14 protein-coding genes are annotated in these 14,851 nt (G+C 65.5%); 11 read left to right on the plus strand and 3 right to left on the minus strand.

Annotated elements, in window-relative coordinates:
• Window positions 1-45: 45 nt before the first annotated feature.
• Both C2R25_RS03885 and C2R25_RS03890 read left to right on the plus strand, forming a co-directional pair.
• A complete protein-coding gene (locus C2R25_RS03885) occupies window positions 46-1,182 on the plus strand; it encodes a CDP-alcohol phosphatidyltransferase family protein (RefSeq protein ID WP_103727935.1) in 1,137 nt (378 codons plus the stop codon).
• 4 nt (window positions 1,183-1,186) lie between these two features.
• Window positions 1,187-1,615: an HIT family protein gene (locus C2R25_RS03890; RefSeq protein WP_103727936.1), complete on the plus strand. Its 429-nt coding sequence runs from the start codon at window positions 1,187-1,189 to the stop codon at window positions 1,613-1,615.
• 33 nt (window positions 1,616-1,648) lie between these two features.
• Here C2R25_RS03890 and C2R25_RS03895 read toward each other — a convergent pair whose 3' ends face one another.
• Window positions 1,649-2,404: a sugar phosphate nucleotidyltransferase gene (locus C2R25_RS03895; RefSeq protein ID WP_103727937.1), complete on the minus strand. Its 756-nt coding sequence runs from the start codon at window positions 2,402-2,404 to the stop codon at window positions 1,649-1,651.
• 166 nt (window positions 2,405-2,570) lie between these two features.
• Between C2R25_RS03895 and C2R25_RS03900 the strand changes: the two genes are divergently transcribed.
• Entirely contained in the window at window positions 2,571-3,938 is a 1,368-nt protein-coding gene (locus C2R25_RS03900) for a lipopolysaccharide biosynthesis protein (protein WP_103727938.1), read from the plus strand.
• 40 nt (window positions 3,939-3,978) lie between these two features.
• Window positions 3,979-5,193, plus strand: coding sequence for a M20 family metallopeptidase (locus tag C2R25_RS03905; RefSeq protein WP_103727939.1), 1,215 nt, complete (start codon window positions 3,979-3,981; stop codon window positions 5,191-5,193).
• Window positions 5,194-5,224: 31 nt separating this feature from the next.
• Here C2R25_RS03905 and C2R25_RS03910 read toward each other — a convergent pair whose 3' ends face one another.
• Window positions 5,225-5,515 (minus strand): GNAT family N-acetyltransferase, encoded by a 291-nt coding sequence (locus C2R25_RS03910; protein ID WP_103727940.1) that lies wholly within the window; start codon window positions 5,513-5,515, stop codon window positions 5,225-5,227.
• 60 nt (window positions 5,516-5,575) lie between these two features.
• Between C2R25_RS03910 and C2R25_RS03915 the strand changes: the two genes are divergently transcribed.
• Window positions 5,576-6,571 (plus strand): low specificity L-threonine aldolase, encoded by a 996-nt coding sequence (locus C2R25_RS03915; RefSeq protein WP_103728558.1) that lies wholly within the window; start codon window positions 5,576-5,578, stop codon window positions 6,569-6,571.
• Window positions 6,568-7,485, plus strand: a complete 918-nt coding sequence (locus C2R25_RS03920) for a DMT family transporter (protein WP_103727941.1) — start codon at window positions 6,568-6,570, stop codon at window positions 7,483-7,485. Before C2R25_RS03915 ends, C2R25_RS03920 begins: the two co-directional genes overlap by 4 nt.
• Here the strand turns inward: C2R25_RS03920 and C2R25_RS03925 are convergent.
• A complete protein-coding gene (locus tag C2R25_RS03925) occupies window positions 7,395-8,240 on the minus strand; it encodes an NAD(P)-dependent oxidoreductase (RefSeq protein ID WP_103727942.1) in 846 nt (281 codons plus the stop codon). The genes C2R25_RS03920 and C2R25_RS03925 overlap by 91 nt on opposite strands.
• Window positions 8,241-8,341: 101 nt before the next feature.
• On the opposite strand from C2R25_RS03925, the gene pepN reads away from it, so the two are divergent.
• The 5 genes from pepN (at window position 8,342) to C2R25_RS03950 (ending at window position 14,776) form a co-directional block, all read left to right on the plus strand.
• The gene (gene pepN / locus C2R25_RS03930; protein ID WP_103727943.1) at window positions 8,342-10,984 is read left to right on the plus strand and encodes an aminopeptidase N; all 2,643 of its coding nucleotides are present in this window, start codon (window positions 8,342-8,344) and stop codon (window positions 10,982-10,984) included.
• Window positions 10,977-11,753: a peptidoglycan editing factor PgeF gene (gene pgeF / locus C2R25_RS03935; RefSeq protein ID WP_233203752.1), complete on the plus strand. Its 777-nt coding sequence runs from the start codon at window positions 10,977-10,979 to the stop codon at window positions 11,751-11,753. The genes pepN and pgeF overlap by 8 nt, the downstream gene beginning before the upstream one ends.
• A gap of 269 nt (window positions 11,754-12,022) precedes the next feature.
• Entirely contained in the window at window positions 12,023-12,556 is a 534-nt protein-coding gene (gene petA, locus C2R25_RS03940) for a ubiquinol-cytochrome c reductase iron-sulfur subunit (RefSeq protein WP_103727944.1), read from the plus strand.
• A 23-nt stretch (window positions 12,557-12,579) separates the two neighbouring features.
• The gene (locus C2R25_RS03945) at window positions 12,580-13,908 is read left to right on the plus strand and encodes a cytochrome b/b6 (protein WP_103727945.1); all 1,329 of its coding nucleotides are present in this window, start codon (window positions 12,580-12,582) and stop codon (window positions 13,906-13,908) included.
• 28 nt (window positions 13,909-13,936) lie between these two features.
• Window positions 13,937-14,776 carry a cytochrome c1 gene (locus C2R25_RS03950; protein ID WP_103727946.1) on the plus strand — a complete coding sequence of 280 codons (840 nt, stop codon included), beginning with the start codon at window positions 13,937-13,939 and terminating at the stop codon, window positions 14,774-14,776.
• Window positions 14,777-14,851 lie beyond the last annotated feature (75 nt).

Below are 14,851 nucleotides of genomic sequence, written 5' to 3' on the forward strand. Positions count from 1 at the left end.
CGCAGGGCGATTGTCAGCGCGCCTGCTTGCTTCTAATCCCCATTCATGAAGCAAGATATGAACGTGCTGCCGGTCGTCACGATCGGCGCTAATCCTGTGAAACTCTGGGGCCTTTCGCCCGCGCAGCGGGTCGGCCGGATAGCCCGCGCGGCCGGCATGAGGCCAACAGAAGATGTCCCTTCGGGCGCGGCGGTGCTGTCGAACGCCAGGTTCGCCTGGGATCCGGCCTGGTTCGCTAACATCGTGGAGCGGCCCGGGACGGTGTTGACCCTGGGCGGCGTGCCTGCTCTCGCCCATGCGGCGGATGGCGGTCAGACTGCACGCATCGCCGAGGCCATGGCCCGCGATGTGCCGCTGGAGGACCGCGCGGGCATGGAGCTCATCGCCTTCGAGGACGGGCCGACGATCGAGAACAAGCAGCTCAGGAAGCGCGAGACGCCCTTTCTCATGGCGCTGACGCCCGATACGCTGCGACCGATCGAGCGAGCCAGCTACTTCGGCGCCTACAAAGGCGTCACTGACCTCCTGACCAAATACCTCTGGCCGGAATGGGCGCTGGTGCTGACGCGCATCTGCGCAAGGCTTGGCGTGACGCCCAACATGGTGACGACCGTAGGGGCCGTGTTCTGCGTGGTGGCGACCGTGCTGTTCGCTTACGGCCACTACTGGGCCGGCATGGCGACGGGGCTGGTGTTCATGGTTCTGGACACGGTGGACGGCAAGCTGGCGCGCTGTACCATCACGTCTTCGGCCTGGGGCAACGTGTTCGATCACGGCATGGATCTTGTCCACCCTCCGTTCTGGTGGTGGTTCTGGGCCACCGGCCTCGGCGCCTTGGGGCTGGCCTACGACACCGCGACGTTCTGGTGGGTGCAGGGCGCAATCCAGGGCGGTTATGTCGTGCAGCGCCTGATCGAGGGCATTTTCATGCGTCAGAACGGTGCGATGCACATCCACGTCTGGCGCCGATTCGACAGCCGCTTCCGCCTCATCACGGCACGGCGTAACCCGAACATGGTGATCCTGTTCATCGCGATGGTGTTCTCGCGCCCGGACCTGGGGTTGATCGCCGTCGCGTGGTGGACCGTCATCTCCTGCCTCATCCATGCAGTACGGCTGGTCCAGGCCTGGATCGTGCGCGCCCGGGGCGGTATGATCCGCTCCTGGCTGGCGGAGGGCTGAGGCGATGAACGCAACCTGGGAAAAGTTCGGCTGGCCGCAAACGGCGGTTGCCGAATTCCCGCATTGGGTGGTTCTGGCCCGCCCGGCGCAGCCGACGCTGGGCTCCCTCGTGCTCGCGGCGCGCAGCGAGGCGACGGCGTTCGGTGATCTGCCGGCTGAAGCGCACGCCGAGCTGAAGGCTGCCACGACCGCCATCGAGCGCGCTCTCGGCCTTGCGGTGGGTTACGCCAGGCTCAATTACCTGATGCTGATGATGGTGGACCCGCACGTCCATTTCCACGTCATTCCCCGTTACGAGGGCGCACGGGAGTGGAAGGGGCGTACCTTCACCGACCATGGCTGGCCGAAAGTCCCGGACCTGGGGCAGGCGGTTACGCCCGACGATGCGGATCTCGAAGCGCTGGTCGCCTGGCTGAAAGGCCACTTCGCCTGAGGAGAAGCGCCCCGGCTTTGCCGGGGCGTCCGATCACCACGTGTCGGTCAGTCTGGTGGCGATTTCGATGTCGTTGAGAAAGTCGACTTCGGCCCAGTCCAGCCCCTCGATCGAAACCGTGCCCACCTTTTCGGAGGGCGCAATGGAATCGATCACCTTCAGGTACCAGTGCTGTACGCCCTCGGGCGTGCGCATCGCCTGGCGGACGGTCTCCCGGAACAGGTCTGCCCCTTCGCCCCGGAAGGCGAGAAAGCCGATTGATTCGGCATTCGACTGCGCGGCGGTCAGCGTCTTGCCGATATGAACGAGGCGGCCGGCGGACGTGCGTTCCACCTTCATGTCGTCGCTGTCGTAGCCCTCCGCCTTCACGTCCACCGTCACGGTGATCGGCCAGGGCTTGCCGTCAGGACCGGTGGCGCCCTGCTGGACGACCTGCACGATGTCTTCGGACACCAGCGTGTCGCCGTTGAGGATCAGGAAATCCCCGCGCATGGCTTCACGCGCGATCCAGCATGAACCGAGATTGTCCGCGACCTTGAAGAACGGGTTGAACCTGACGGTGATCTCCACGCGCGGATCGTGAATGGCGTTGAGGTGCTCTTCGAGCATGTCGGTCATGAAGCCGGTGACGACGTCGATCCGCTTCACGCCGCCGCGGGCCAGCATCTCGATCTGCCATTCGATCAGCGATCGGCCGGAAAAGTCGATCATGCACTTGGGACGCTCGGCCGTCAGGGGCAGAAGGCGCGAGCCCTGCCCGGCGCTGAGAAGTATGGCGTGTTCGATCATGATCCGGCTTCATTGTGGAGAGAAAGGGAAGCGCGCGCTTACCCTCTGCGCGCCAAAAGGGAAAGCGCGCTGCGGGTGAGCGTGCGCGCGTTAGGCACAAGAGCACAGGCACAAACGGCAAGGGACACACTTGCAACTGAGAGCACCCTCGTTCAAATGCGAGCCAATGTCCGCCAAACGTAACCGCCAGGAGAACGCATCTCCGTTGAGGCGGATTCTCCAGAACACGGCCTGGCTGCTCGGCGGCAAGGGCTTCGGTGCAATCTGTGGTCTCGCATATCTTGCCATCCTGACGCGAACGCTGGGCCTGAAGGATTTCGGCCACTTTTCGCTCATCTTCGGCACCGCGCAGGCGCTGACCGCGCTTGCGAGCTTTCAGACCTGGCGCGTCGTGGTGCGCTACGGGTCGGAGCACGTTCACAATGGGGAATGGGGCAAGTTCGGCCGGCTGGGCATGCTGTGCGGCATGCTGGACGCGCTGGGCGCCGTGCTGGGCAGCGTCCTTGCGGCAGTGCTGATCTATGGCTTCGCCCATGTCCTCGATCTCAACCCCGACTTCGTGGACATCGCCTTCTGGTACTGCGTCGGTTCGCTATGGGCGCTGGTTTCGGCGCCTACCGGGCTGGTGCGGGCGCTCAACCGCTTCGACATGGCCGTCTACGTAGAGGCGATCGTGCCGAGTGGCCGGCTTCTTGCCGCGCTGGTGATCTGGCTGACCGGACCGAGCGTCGGGCGGTTCCTCGCAGCCTGGGCGCTGATCGATATTCTCGAGGCCATCCTCTACTGGATCATGGCCCGGCGGCTGGCCCCCGATGCGCTGCGGTTCTCCAACCTCGCGAAATGGCGCCAGGCGATCCACGAGAACCCGGGCGTGACGCGCTTCTTCCTCATCACCTACGGCGGGTCGACCATCGATGCCGCGATGAAGAACGGGCCGTTGCTGGTTGTCGGCGGCTGGGTGGGGACGCGGGCTGCGGGCCTTTACCGCCTCGCCTCCCAGATCTCGCAGGCGCTCAGCAAACTTTCCACTCTGCTCACCCGCTCCGTTTATGCTGAAGTCGCCCGCGTGCGCGTTGCTTCCAAGGCCGAAGAGTTCCGCAAGCTGGCCATGCAGACCAGCATGATCGCAGGGGCTGCGGGGGTCGTGGTGGTGGTGATCGCCATGCTTGCAGGCGAGACGCTGCTCGCCATGATCGGCGGCGATGACTTCGAAAGCGGTAGCTCGATCCTGATCCCGCTGGCCATCGCCGCAAGCTTCGATCTCGCAAGCGTCGCCTTCGAGCCGGTGCTGCATTCAACCGGGCGGGCACGCCATTCGCTCGTCGCGCGGCTCATCGCGCTCGCGGCGCTGGGCGTGGGCCTGTGGCAGTTCATCCCCATCGGGCCGAGCGGCGCGGCCTGGGCCGTGGCCGTGGCCGGGGCCGTGTCCTACCTTGCGATGGGCATCATGGCCTGGCGCACGCTCAAGCAGGTGGAGGCAGGCAGGATTTCGGTCGGCCTCGCCGACGAGGGGGATTTGCCTCCGGCCGAGTGACCCGGCTCGACAGGGGGACGGCCATGGCTATCATGACGGAATGACCGTCTCCCTTGCAGCTGATGCCGCCGCCCTGTCCGACCGTATCGTCGCGCTCCGGCGGGCGATTCATGCCGAGCCCGAGATCGGGCTGCATACCCCCCGAACGCGGGACAAGATCCGGGCCGCACTTGACCATCTTCCCCTCGAATGGGCGGAGGGCCCCTCCACGACAGGCCTTGTCGCCACGCTGAAGGGCGGTCGGGGAAGCGGTCGTTGCGTCCTCCTGCGCGGCGACATGGATGCGCTGCCGATGCCGGAGGAGACGGGGCTCGATTTCGCATCCAAGGTGCCGGGCCTGATGCACGCCTGCGGGCACGACACGCACGTTGCCATGCTGGTGGGCGCCGCGGAGCTTCTGGCGGCGCGGGCGCCGGACATCGCCGGCGAGGTCCGCTTCATGTTCCAACCGGGCGAGGAAGGTTACCACGGCGCCCGGTTCATGCTGGAAGATGGTCTGCTGGGCGGCGAGAGTGCCGCGCGGCCGCTGCCTGACGCCGCTTTCGCGCTGCACATCATGCCGAACGCGCCGCATGGCGTGGTCACCGGCCGGGCGGGGCCATTGATGGCCGCTGCGGACCAGATCCGGATCACGGTTACCGGCCGCGGAGGGCATGCATCGATGCCGCATGACACGCGCGATCCCGTGCCGGTCGCGTGCGAGATCGTGGGCGCCATCCAGACGATGGTGGCCAGACGCTTCAGCGTCTTCGATCCCGTTGTCGTCACCATCGCGAAGATCGAGGCGGGCACCGCGCACAACGTGATACCCGACAGCGCGCATCTCACTGGCACCATGCGCACCCTGTCGCCGCTCAACCGCTCACGTCTCCGGGACGAACTGCAGCTTCTGGCCGCCGGTATCGCAGGTGCTCACGGGCTGACGGCCGAAACGGAGATCATGCAGGGCTTTCCCGTCACCCTGTGCGATCCCCGGGCGGTGGACTTCGGTGAGCAGGTTGCCGGCGAAGTCCTGGGAGGCGAGGCGTTCCTGCGTCTCGCCGATCCCATCATGGGGGCGGAGGATTTCGCCTATGTGCTTGAAAAAGTGCCGGGCGCCATGTTCTTCCTCGGGGCTAGCCAGGAAGGCGCGGACTGGCGTCAGTGCTGCGGCATCCACTCCACGAAGATGATGATCGACGAGCGCGTCCTGCCGCGCGGCTCCGCATTCCTTGCAGGACTGGCGAGCCGTTTCCTGCAGAGCGGATGGAACTGAAGAGGCGTTCGGGCGCCCGGTCAGCGCCCTTTCAGGCGCGGACGTCGGACCATTCGGGATGACGCCGGAACGCCACCTCCACGTAGCTGCACACGGGAGCGATCCGGAAGTCGTTCTCCCGCGCATCGGCCACCATCGCCTCGACCAGCCGCATCGCCACGCCCCGGCCCCCGATCGGCGGCGGTACGAGGGTATGCTCGGCATAGCGCACGCCGTTGCGTTCGGACCAGGTGAGCCGCCCGATATGATCGCTGTCGGCGATGTGCGCGTGGTACTCGCCGGTTGCGCCGGTCTCATGCCTGGTGATGGTTACGCCGACCATGATGCGGTTCTCCTCGTTGATGCTTGACGCGGTTCGCGCGGGCTTTCAGGGCATATGGACATGCAGTTCACCTCCGACAATGCCGCCGCCGTTCATCCGGCCGTGTGGAAAGCCATGATGGCCGCTGATGCCGCCGACGCGCCTTACGATGGCGACCGTCTGAGCCGGCATCTGGACGAGACCTTCTCCGCCCTGTTCGGGCGGGAATGCGCCGTGCTCTGGGTCGCCACGGGCACCGCAGCCAACTGCCTTGCGCTTTCGGCGCTGGTGGCGCCGCACGGTGCGGTTGTCTGCCACCGGGAAGCGCATATCGAGATGGATGAGGCGGGGGCTCCGGGGTTCTATCTCCATGGTGCGAAGCTGCTCCTGGCCGACGGTGACGACGCCAAGGTCACGCCGCGGACGCTCGCCGCCGTGGTCGATCCGATTCGCGACGATGTTCACCAGGTCCAGCCGCACGCCATCTCGATCACCCAGGCGAGCGAATATGGCTGCGTCTATCGACCGGAGGAAGTTGCCGCCATCGCCGCCTTCGCCCGGGGCCGAGGTCTCGGTCTTCACATGGACGGTGCGCGGTTCGCCAACGCCGTGGCCTATCTCGGCTGCTCTGCCTCGGAAGCGGCCGGTGATATCGATGCGCTGAGCTTCGGCTTCGTCAAGAACGGCGGCCTCGGCGCTGAAGCGATCGTGTTCTTCGATGGCGAGGCGGCGAAGGCCGTCCGCTATCGCCGCAAGCGGGCCGGGCACCTGCAGTCGAAAGGCCGTTTTCTCGCCGCGCAGATCCTCGCCATGATCGAAGGCGACCTGTGGCTGGAAAACGCGCGCGCCGCCAATGCAGCCGCCGCTGTGCTGGCCGCCGCCGCGCCCGAGCGCCTGCTGCATCCCGTAGAGGCAAACGAGGTCTTCTTCGCCTGCACGGCCGCCGAACGCGAGGCGCTGCGGGCGCAAGGCTTCGCCTTCTACGACTGGGGAGCCGATGCGGCACGGCTCGTCACCGCGTGGGACGCGCGGGACGAGCATGTCAGCGCCCTGTCGCGGGCACTTGCCGGACTATGAGCACGCACACGGATTCGCCGTCGATGCTGCGCCCGGCCGTGGCCCTGCCGTTCCTGCTGGTGGCCCTGATCTGGGGTTCGACCTGGTGGGTAATCACCGGGCAGATCGGGGATGTTCCGGCAAGCTGGTCCGTGACCTGGCGCTTTGCGCTGGCCACGCCCGCGATGTTCGTCGTGGCCATGGCCATGCGCAAGCCGCTCAGCCTTGGCCGCAGCGGGCACGGGCTGGCCTTCCTTGTCGGCCTGACGCAGTTCTGCGGCAATTACAACTTCGTCTACCGGGCAGAGCTGCACCTGACATCGGGCATCGTCGCGCTGATGATTGCGCTCCTGCTGGTGCCCAATGCCGTGCTGGCGCGGCTGCTGCTCAAGCAGCCCATCCAGCCGCGCTTCGCACTGGGCAGCACAATTGCGATCCTCGGCATCGGCCTTCTGCTGCTGCACGAATCGCGTGTCGCACCGGCGGGCGGCAAGGTCGTACTGGGCGTGGCCTTTGCCCTGATCGCGATGCTGTGCGCGTCGGTTTCGAACGTCATACAGGCCAACGAGGTGGGGCGCCGTGTGCCCATGGTGAGCCTTCTCGCCTGGTCGATGCTCTACGGCACGCTGTGCAACGCCGCCCTTGGCCTCGTCACCTCCGGTCCGCCCGTGTTGCCGACAAGCGCAGCGTACTGGCTGGGCACCGCCTATCTCGCGATCTTCGGTTCGGTCGTAACCTTCCCGCTCTACTACAACCTCATCCGCCAGCTCGGCGCCGGACGGGCGGCCTACAACGGGGTGGTGGTCGTCGTGGTGGCGATGGTCATCTCCACCCTCGTCGAGGGTTACCGCTGGTCCCCACTCGCCATCGGCGGCGCGCTGCTGGCGATGGCCGGGCTGGTCGTGGCGTTGAGCGCCCGCAAGCCCTCGACGTAAGTGGGGAACACGGGGCGCCATCCCAGCACCCGCCGCGCCCTGCCGTTGGCCACGCGTCGGTTCTCGGAGTAGAACGCGCGGGCCATCGGTGAGAGGCCGGCGGCGTCGACGGATTGCAGCGGTGGCGGAGCGATTCGCAGCAGCCGGCATGCTTCCTCCACCACACGGTTCTGCGAGCAGGGGAGATCGTCGGCAAGATTGTACGCGCCGCCCGGTGCGCCGATGCCACGCCAGACACCGGCTGCGATGTCATCGACATGGACGCGGCTGAAGACTTGCCCGGGAAGCGCGATCCTGTGCGCGCGGCCCTCCTTCACCCGGTCCAGTACCGATCGACCGGGCCCGTAGATGCCGGGAAGCCGGTACACCCTTGCTTCGCGCGCGAGCCACATGGCGTCCGCTTCAGCACGCGCCGCGCGGCGGCCGGTGCCGACAGGCGCGCTCTCGTCGACCCATGCGCCGCCCGTGTCGCCATAGACGCCGGTCGACGAGAGATAGGAAAGCGGCTTGCCGTCCAGCTGCGCCCCATAAGCCTCGAGCACGGGATCAAGCGGCTCACCGCGCCCCTCGCGGCCCGGTGGAACGGAGGACAGGACGTGGTGCGTATCGGCGAGCGCGAGGCGTACGCTGCTTTCATCATCGAACGACAGGGTGCCGTCCTTGCCGGTGGAGATAACTTCCCAGCCCTGGGCTTCGAACAGCCGTGCGACGAAGCCGGCGGCATAGCCGAGACCGAAGATGAACAGGCGAGGCATGCCTCTGCGGTAGCTCTTCGGCCGATGGACGTCGAGCCGGAACAGGGAAAACCTGAGCGGCTCCCGCTGGCAATCGTCCGTCGAGCCTCTAAGTAACGGGGATGGACATCGCCAGCAGACCCGCCGAACCCACCGATGACGCCGCTCTCGCAGGGATCGCCCCACCACCTGTGATCCGCCGTGAGGATTACGTGCCGCCAGCCTGGCTGATCCCCGAAGTCGCTCTCGACTTCAAGCTGGGCCTTGATGCGACGCATGTCACCGCGCGTCTTTCGGTCATGCGCAACACCGCCGGGAAGGGCGGGACGACGTTGCGCCTTAACGGCGACCAGATCGCGCCCCTCGCCGTCCGGGTGGACGGGCACGACGTCAACGACTGGCGGCTGGACGGGCCTGACCTGCTGGTGGAACTGAGCGGGGAACGGCATGTCGTGGAGATCGAAACCGCTCTCAACCCCGCCGCCAATAGCCAGCTGATGGGCCTTTACGCGTCGAACGGCATGCTCTGCACCCAGTGCGAGGCGGAAGGTTTCCGCCGCATCACCTTCTTCCCGGACCGGCCCGACGTGCTCTCCACCTACACGGTGCGCATGAGCGGGAACAAAGCGGAGTTCCCGATCCTCCTCGCCAACGGCAACTGCATGGCGAGCGGACCTGGCGAGAACGGCATGCACTGGGCCGAATGGCACGATCCCTGGCCCAAGCCCGGCTACCTCTTCGCACTGGTGGCGGGAGACCTGGTGGCTAACCACGCGACGTTCGAGACCATGAGTGGGCGCAAGGTGGATCTCAACATCTGGGTCCGGCCCGGTGACGAAGCCCGTACCGAACATGCGATGCAATCGCTCATCAACTCGATGAAGTGGGACGAGGAGGTCTTCGGCCGCGAGTACGACCTCGACCTGTTCAACATCGTCGCCGTCTCCGACTTCAACATGGGCGCGATGGAGAACAAGGGCCTCAACGTCTTCAATACCCGCTACGTCCTTGCAGACCCCGAAACCGCCACCGACGCCGATTACGATGCGGTGGAGGGCGTGATCGGGCACGAGTACTTCCACAACTGGTCGGGCAACCGCGTGACATGCCGGGACTGGTTCCAGCTCAGTCTCAAGGAAGGCTTCACGGTTCTGCGCGACCAGATGTTCAGCGCGGACATGGGCAGCGCCGCCGTCAAGCGCATCGAGGATGTGCGTGTCCTTCGCGGCGCCCAGTTCTCCGAAGATTCCGGGCCTCTGGCACACCCCATCAGACCGGACACCTACCAGGAGATCAGCAACTTCTACACCACGACGATCTACAACAAGGGCGCCGAGGTGATCCGCATGATGCGGACCATGGCCGGTGAGGAGCGTTTCCGGAAGGGTACCGATCTCTACTTCGAACGGCATGACGGCGAGGCGGCCACCTGCGAGGACTTCATCAAGGCGATGGAGGACGGCACCGGGCTCGATCTCACGCAGTTCCGGCTGTGGTATTCGCAGGCCGGCACGCCGCAGGTCGCGGTGGAGCTGACACAGCAAGGGGAGCAGGCGGTGCTGGCGCTCTCGCAGACCGTGCCGCCAACCCCGGGCCAGCCCGACAAGCAGCCGATGCCGATCCCGCTGCGCCTTGCCCTGTTCGATCGCCACACCGGCAGGCATGGGGGCGAGAAGCTCATCGTGTTGGACAAGGAGCGTGACACCTTCACGTTCGACGGCTTCCCGGCAGCGCCCGTGCTGTCGATAAACCGCGGCTTTTCCGCTCCGGTCGCCATTCAGTACCCGCGCGCGACGGATGACCTCGTGTTTCTGGCCGCACATGACGACGACCCGTTCGCCCGTTACGAGGCGCTTCAGCAGCTTGTGGTGCAGCACCTCGTTGCGGCCATCAGCGGCACTCTTGACGAACGTGCGCGCGAAGCGGGACGTGCGGCCATAAGCCAGGCGCTCGGTTCGGTTATCGAGGACCCCGCCCTCGATGACCTCATGCGGGGCGAGCTGATGATCCTGCCGTCCGAGGCCTATCTGGCCGAGCAGTTGCCGGTCTCCGATCCGGGCGTCGTCCACAAGGAGCGGCAGGCGCTCAAGCGGTGGCTGGGCGCTCACCTCGCGGAACCCCTCAAGGCCCTGCACGATCGCGCCCTGGCGGTGCCCTACTCACGCGATGCCGCCGCGCGGGGCGCGCGCAAGATCAAGACGCAGGCGCTCGTGCTCATCGCCGCGGGAGATCCGGCCGAAGGCGGGCGGCGCGCCTTTGCCCAGTACAACGCGGCCGACAACATGACGGACCGCCAGGGCGCCCTGAAGGTGCTCGTCGATCTCGAAGGGCCGGAGCGCGAGCAGGCCTTGGCGGACTTCCGCGCGCGCTACGGGCAGAACGCGCTGGTTATAGACAAGTGGTTCTCGCTCCAGGCCGGTGCCCTCGTGCCCAACGTCCTCGATCATATCGCTGTCCTTGCCCAACGGCCCGACTTCACGATCACCAATCCCAATCGCGTGCGGGCGCTCTACATGACCGCCACGACCAACCCCAACGCCTTCCATCACGAGAGCGGCGCGGGGTATCGGATGATCGGCGATCTCATCCGCCGTCTGGACCCGATCAATGCGCAGACGGCGGCACGCTTCGTGCCGGCGCTTGGCCGGTGGCGCCGCGTCGAGCCCGGGCGGGCCGGGATCATGCGCGAGGAACTGGAACGCATCGCGGCTCTTCCGGGCCTTTCGCGCGATGTGCGTGAACAGGTATCCAAGTCCCTTGGCTGAGGCAGTCGAAGTCAACAGCGCGCACCTTCTCGAAGGGCTGCCGCACGGCTTCCTCGGTCGCCGCGGAGGGGTGAGCGAAGGCATGGTGGCCGGGCTGAACGTCGGCCGCGGCTCGGGGGAGGATCCTGCCGTGGTCGAGCGCAACCGTGCGATCGCGGTCGAGGCCGTTCTCCCCGGTGGGCGCCTCTCGACTGTCTACCAGGTCCATTCGGCAGACTGCGTGACCCTGGCGGGCGCGCCCTGGCCGGAGGACGAGAGGCCGAGGGCCGATGCCATCGTCACGAACCAGCCCGGTGCCGTGCTCGGCATCCTCACGGCCGACTGCGCTCCTGTCCTCCTCGCCGACCGCGAGGCCGGCGTCATCGGCGCCGCCCACGCAGGCTGGCGGGGTGCGGTAGAGGGCGTGACCGACGCAACGATCGCCGCAATGGAAGCGCTGGGCGCCACGCGCGAAGGTATCGTCGCGGCGGTAGGGCCTTGTATAGCCCAGTCGTCCTACGAAGTGGATGAGGCTTTTCGCCAGCGGTTTCTTGAAGCTGACCTGGGGAATGCAGCCTTTTTCAAGGCGGGACGAACGGAGCATTACCAGTTCGATTTGCAGGGTTACGTTCTGGCGCGGCTGCATGCGGCCGGTCTCGGCCACTGCGAAGGGCTGGGGCTTGACACGTACAGCCAGCCGGACCGGTTCTATTCGTTCCGCCGCGCCACGCATCGGGGGGAGGAAGCCTATGGCAGGCAGATCTCGCTGATCGGTCTTCCTGACCTTTAGGAACGCCGGAACGGGAAGTCGCGGGCAAGTCGGCGTCGTACTGCGACAGTAGAGTCCAAGTTGATCAGTGCCATTACAGTGGCTTGCCTTCACCAAAAACACGGTTGGCACGGCCGGGTTTCACGTATATCAGGCCCGCAAAGTCGGGAGAGGAGCGGGCTTTGCCCGGGCTTCGAACCGTCAAGGGGGATACCAGGATACCGTTGGTCTGATGGCCTCCTGTCGGTCCCCCGGCAGTGTGGGTTGTCGAAAGCAAGGCAAGGGCAAACATGGCAGAAACAGAGGGCGTAAGGCGGCGCGATTTCATCAACATCGCCGCAGTTAGCGCCGCGGGTGTCGCTGGCGTCGGGATCGTCATCCCGCTCGTAAGCCAGATGTCGGCATCGGCGGACGTTCTGGCGGCTTCCTCCACCGAAGTCGACATTTCCGCGATCCAGCCCGGCCAGGCCATCAAGGCGATCTTCCGCAAGCAGCCCGTCTTTGTGCGCAACCTGACGCCCAAGGAGATCGAGGAAGCCAACGCGGTCGACGCCTCGTCCCTTCGTGATCCCCAGACGCTGGCGGAGCGGACCAAGGAGGGCAAGGAGAACTGGCTCATCACCATGGGCGTCTGCACTCACCTCGGCTGCGTGCCGCTCGGCGCCGGCGAGGGTGAAGTCAAGGGCGAGTTCGGCGGCTACTTCTGCCCCTGCCACGGCTCGTCCTATGATACCGCCGCCCGCATCCGCAAGGGACCCGCGCCCACGAACCTCGAGGTTCCGGAGTACGCGTTCACTTCCGACACTGTCGTCAAGATCGGCTGAGCCCTAGAGAGAGGATCACTGACATGAGCTTTCCCTGGGCACAGGAATATACCCCCAGCCATCCCTTCATGAAGTGGGTGGACGAAAAGCTGCCTATCCCCCGCCTCGTGTACAACGCGGTGGGCGGCGGCTACGAGGTGCCGCGCAACCTCAACTATATGTGGAACTTCGGGTTCCTTGCGGGGCTCTGCCTCATCATCCAGATCGTCACCGGCATTGTCATGGCCATGCACTATGCAGCCAACACAGCCGTGGCGTTCGACACGATCGAACAGACCGTACGTGATGTGAACTGGGGCTGGCTGATGCGCTATGCGCACGCAAACGGCGCCTCGGCCTTCTTCGTCGTCATCTACATCCACATCTTCCGCGGCTTCTTCTACGGTTCGTACAAGGCGCCGCGTGAAATGGTGTGGCTGCTGGGCGTCGTCATCTTCCTGCTGATGATGGCCACCGCTTTCATGGGCTACGTTCTTCCCTGGGGCCAGATGAGCTTCTGGGGCGCGAAGGTGATCACCGGCCTGTTCGGCGCCATCCCCTTCGTGGGCGAGCCGCTGCAGCAGTGGCTGCTGGGTGGCTTCGCACCGGACAACGCGGCACTCAACCGCTTCTTCTCGCTGCACTACCTGCTGCCTTTCGTGATCCTGGGCGTCGTGATCCTGCACATCTGGGCGCTTCACATCCCGGGGTCTTCCAACCCGACCGGCGTTGAGGTGAAAAGCAGCAGCGACACGGTGCCGTTCTACCCGTACTTCGTGGCGAAGGACGGCTGGTTCATCGGCGTGTTCGCGATCCTGTTCTCGATCATGGTGTTCTACCTTCCGAACACCCTGGGTCACCCGGACAACTACATTCCGGCCAACCCCATGAGCACGCCGGCGCACATCGTGCCCGAATGGTACTTCTGGCCGTTCTACGCGATCCTTCGCGCCTTCACGCAGGACTTCTTCTTCATTCCGGCCAAGCTGATGGGCGTCCTCGCCATGTTCGGCGCCATCCTGGTGTGGTTCTTCCTCCCCTGGCTCGACAAGTCGCCGGTACGATCGGGCAATTACCGTCCGCTCTACAAGAAGTTCTTCCTGTTCGGTCTCATCCCGGCGATGGCAGTGCTGTTCTACTGCGGCGGCGCTCCTGCCGAAGAGCCCTACGTGATGCTCAGCCAGCTGGCCTCGCTGTACTACTTCGCCCACTTCCTCATCATCATCCCGATTGTCTCGGCAATCGAGAAGCCGCTGCCGCTGCCGTATTCCATCACGGAATCCGTGCTGGGCGCGGATGAGGGATCGCAGCTCCGCCCCGCTCACGGCGCGACGGAAGCCGTACATGGCGATGCCGCCGTGAACGGCGCGTGATCAACAGCTAGAGCGAAAGACGAAAGACATGGCACGCATTCTCTCGATCCTCGTCGGGCTGTTCTTCACGGTCGCCCTCGCGTGGTCCTTCGGAAAGGGCGCCTACACGGCGATCACCGAGCCCGCGGTCCCGACGGCCGAGCACGAGTTCCACGAGCACCCCAAGGCGCTGCACCTTGCCAGCGACGGGCCCTTCGGCAAGTTCGACAAGCAGCAGCTCCAGCGGGGCTTCCAGATCTACAAGGAAGTCTGTTCGGCCTGCCACTCGCTGAGCCACGTCGCGTTCCGCGATCTCGGCCAGCTCGGTTACTCCGAAGGTCAGGTGAAGGCCATCGCGGCCGGCTTCCAGGTTCCGGGCACGGACCCGAACACGGGTGAGGCAAACACCCGCCCCGGCATGCCGACGGACTACTTCCCCAAGCCCTTCGCGAACGATATTGCCGCACGGGCGGCGAACAACAACGCGATCCCGCCGGATCTCTCGCTCATGACCAAGGCCCGCCACGATGGCAGCGCCTACGTCTACTCGCTGCTGACGGGATATCAGGCGCAGCCGGCGGAGCTCCTGAAGAGATTCCCGGATTCCAAGACCCCGAACGGCCTTCATTACAACCCGTACTTCGCCAACCTCAATCTGGCGATGGCCCCGCCGCTGACGGGAGACGGGCAGGTCGAGTACGGTCCCGGCAACCCCAAGCCAACGGTCGACCAGATGGCCAAGGACGTAGCCGCCTTCCTCGTCTGGACGGCCGAACCAAAGCTCGAGAAGCGCAACCAGACCGGCCTCGTCGTCGTGCTTTTCCTGCTCTTCGCGACGGTGCTGGGTTATATGTCCTACCGCAATGTCTGGGCCAGCAAGAAGCACTGAGCGCATTCAGTCAGCCCTGTGATATCTTTGGTGCCCCGCCATCCTGCGATGGCGGGGCACCTTGCGTTTTCTTAT

This window comes from Novosphingobium sp. HII-3 (assembly GCF_002916655.1).
In the GTDB taxonomy this organism is placed as follows: Bacteria; Pseudomonadota; Alphaproteobacteria; order Sphingomonadales; family Sphingomonadaceae; genus Novosphingobium; species Novosphingobium panipatense.

Excerpts from the sequence above, each read along its gene's own strand:
- C2R25_RS03885 (WP_103727935.1), top strand. The coding sequence starts at position 46 with ATGAAGCAAGATATGAACGTGCTGCCGGTCGTCACGATCGGCGCTAAT.
- C2R25_RS03890 (WP_103727936.1), top strand. The coding sequence starts at position 1,187 with ATGAACGCAACCTGGGAAAAGTTCGGCTGGCCGCAAACGGCGGTTGCC.
- C2R25_RS03895 (WP_103727937.1), bottom strand. The coding sequence starts at position 2,404 with ATGATCGAACACGCCATACTTCTCAGCGCCGGGCAGGGCTCGCGCCTT.
- C2R25_RS03900 (WP_103727938.1), top strand. The coding sequence starts at position 2,571 with ATGTCCGCCAAACGTAACCGCCAGGAGAACGCATCTCCGTTGAGGCGG.
- C2R25_RS03905 (WP_103727939.1), top strand. The coding sequence starts at position 3,979 with ATGACCGTCTCCCTTGCAGCTGATGCCGCCGCCCTGTCCGACCGTATC.
- C2R25_RS03910 (WP_103727940.1), bottom strand. The coding sequence starts at position 5,515 with ATGGTCGGCGTAACCATCACCAGGCATGAGACCGGCGCAACCGGCGAG.
- C2R25_RS03915 (WP_103728558.1), top strand. The coding sequence starts at position 5,576 with ATGCAGTTCACCTCCGACAATGCCGCCGCCGTTCATCCGGCCGTGTGG.
- C2R25_RS03920 (WP_103727941.1), top strand. The coding sequence starts at position 6,568 with ATGAGCACGCACACGGATTCGCCGTCGATGCTGCGCCCGGCCGTGGCC.
- C2R25_RS03925 (WP_103727942.1), bottom strand. The coding sequence starts at position 8,240 with ATGCCTCGCCTGTTCATCTTCGGTCTCGGCTATGCCGCCGGCTTCGTC.
- pepN (WP_103727943.1), top strand. The coding sequence starts at position 8,342 with ATGGACATCGCCAGCAGACCCGCCGAACCCACCGATGACGCCGCTCTC.
- petA (WP_103727944.1), top strand. The coding sequence starts at position 12,023 with ATGGCAGAAACAGAGGGCGTAAGGCGGCGCGATTTCATCAACATCGCC.
- C2R25_RS03945 (WP_103727945.1), top strand. The coding sequence starts at position 12,580 with ATGAGCTTTCCCTGGGCACAGGAATATACCCCCAGCCATCCCTTCATG.
- C2R25_RS03950 (WP_103727946.1), top strand. The coding sequence starts at position 13,937 with ATGGCACGCATTCTCTCGATCCTCGTCGGGCTGTTCTTCACGGTCGCC.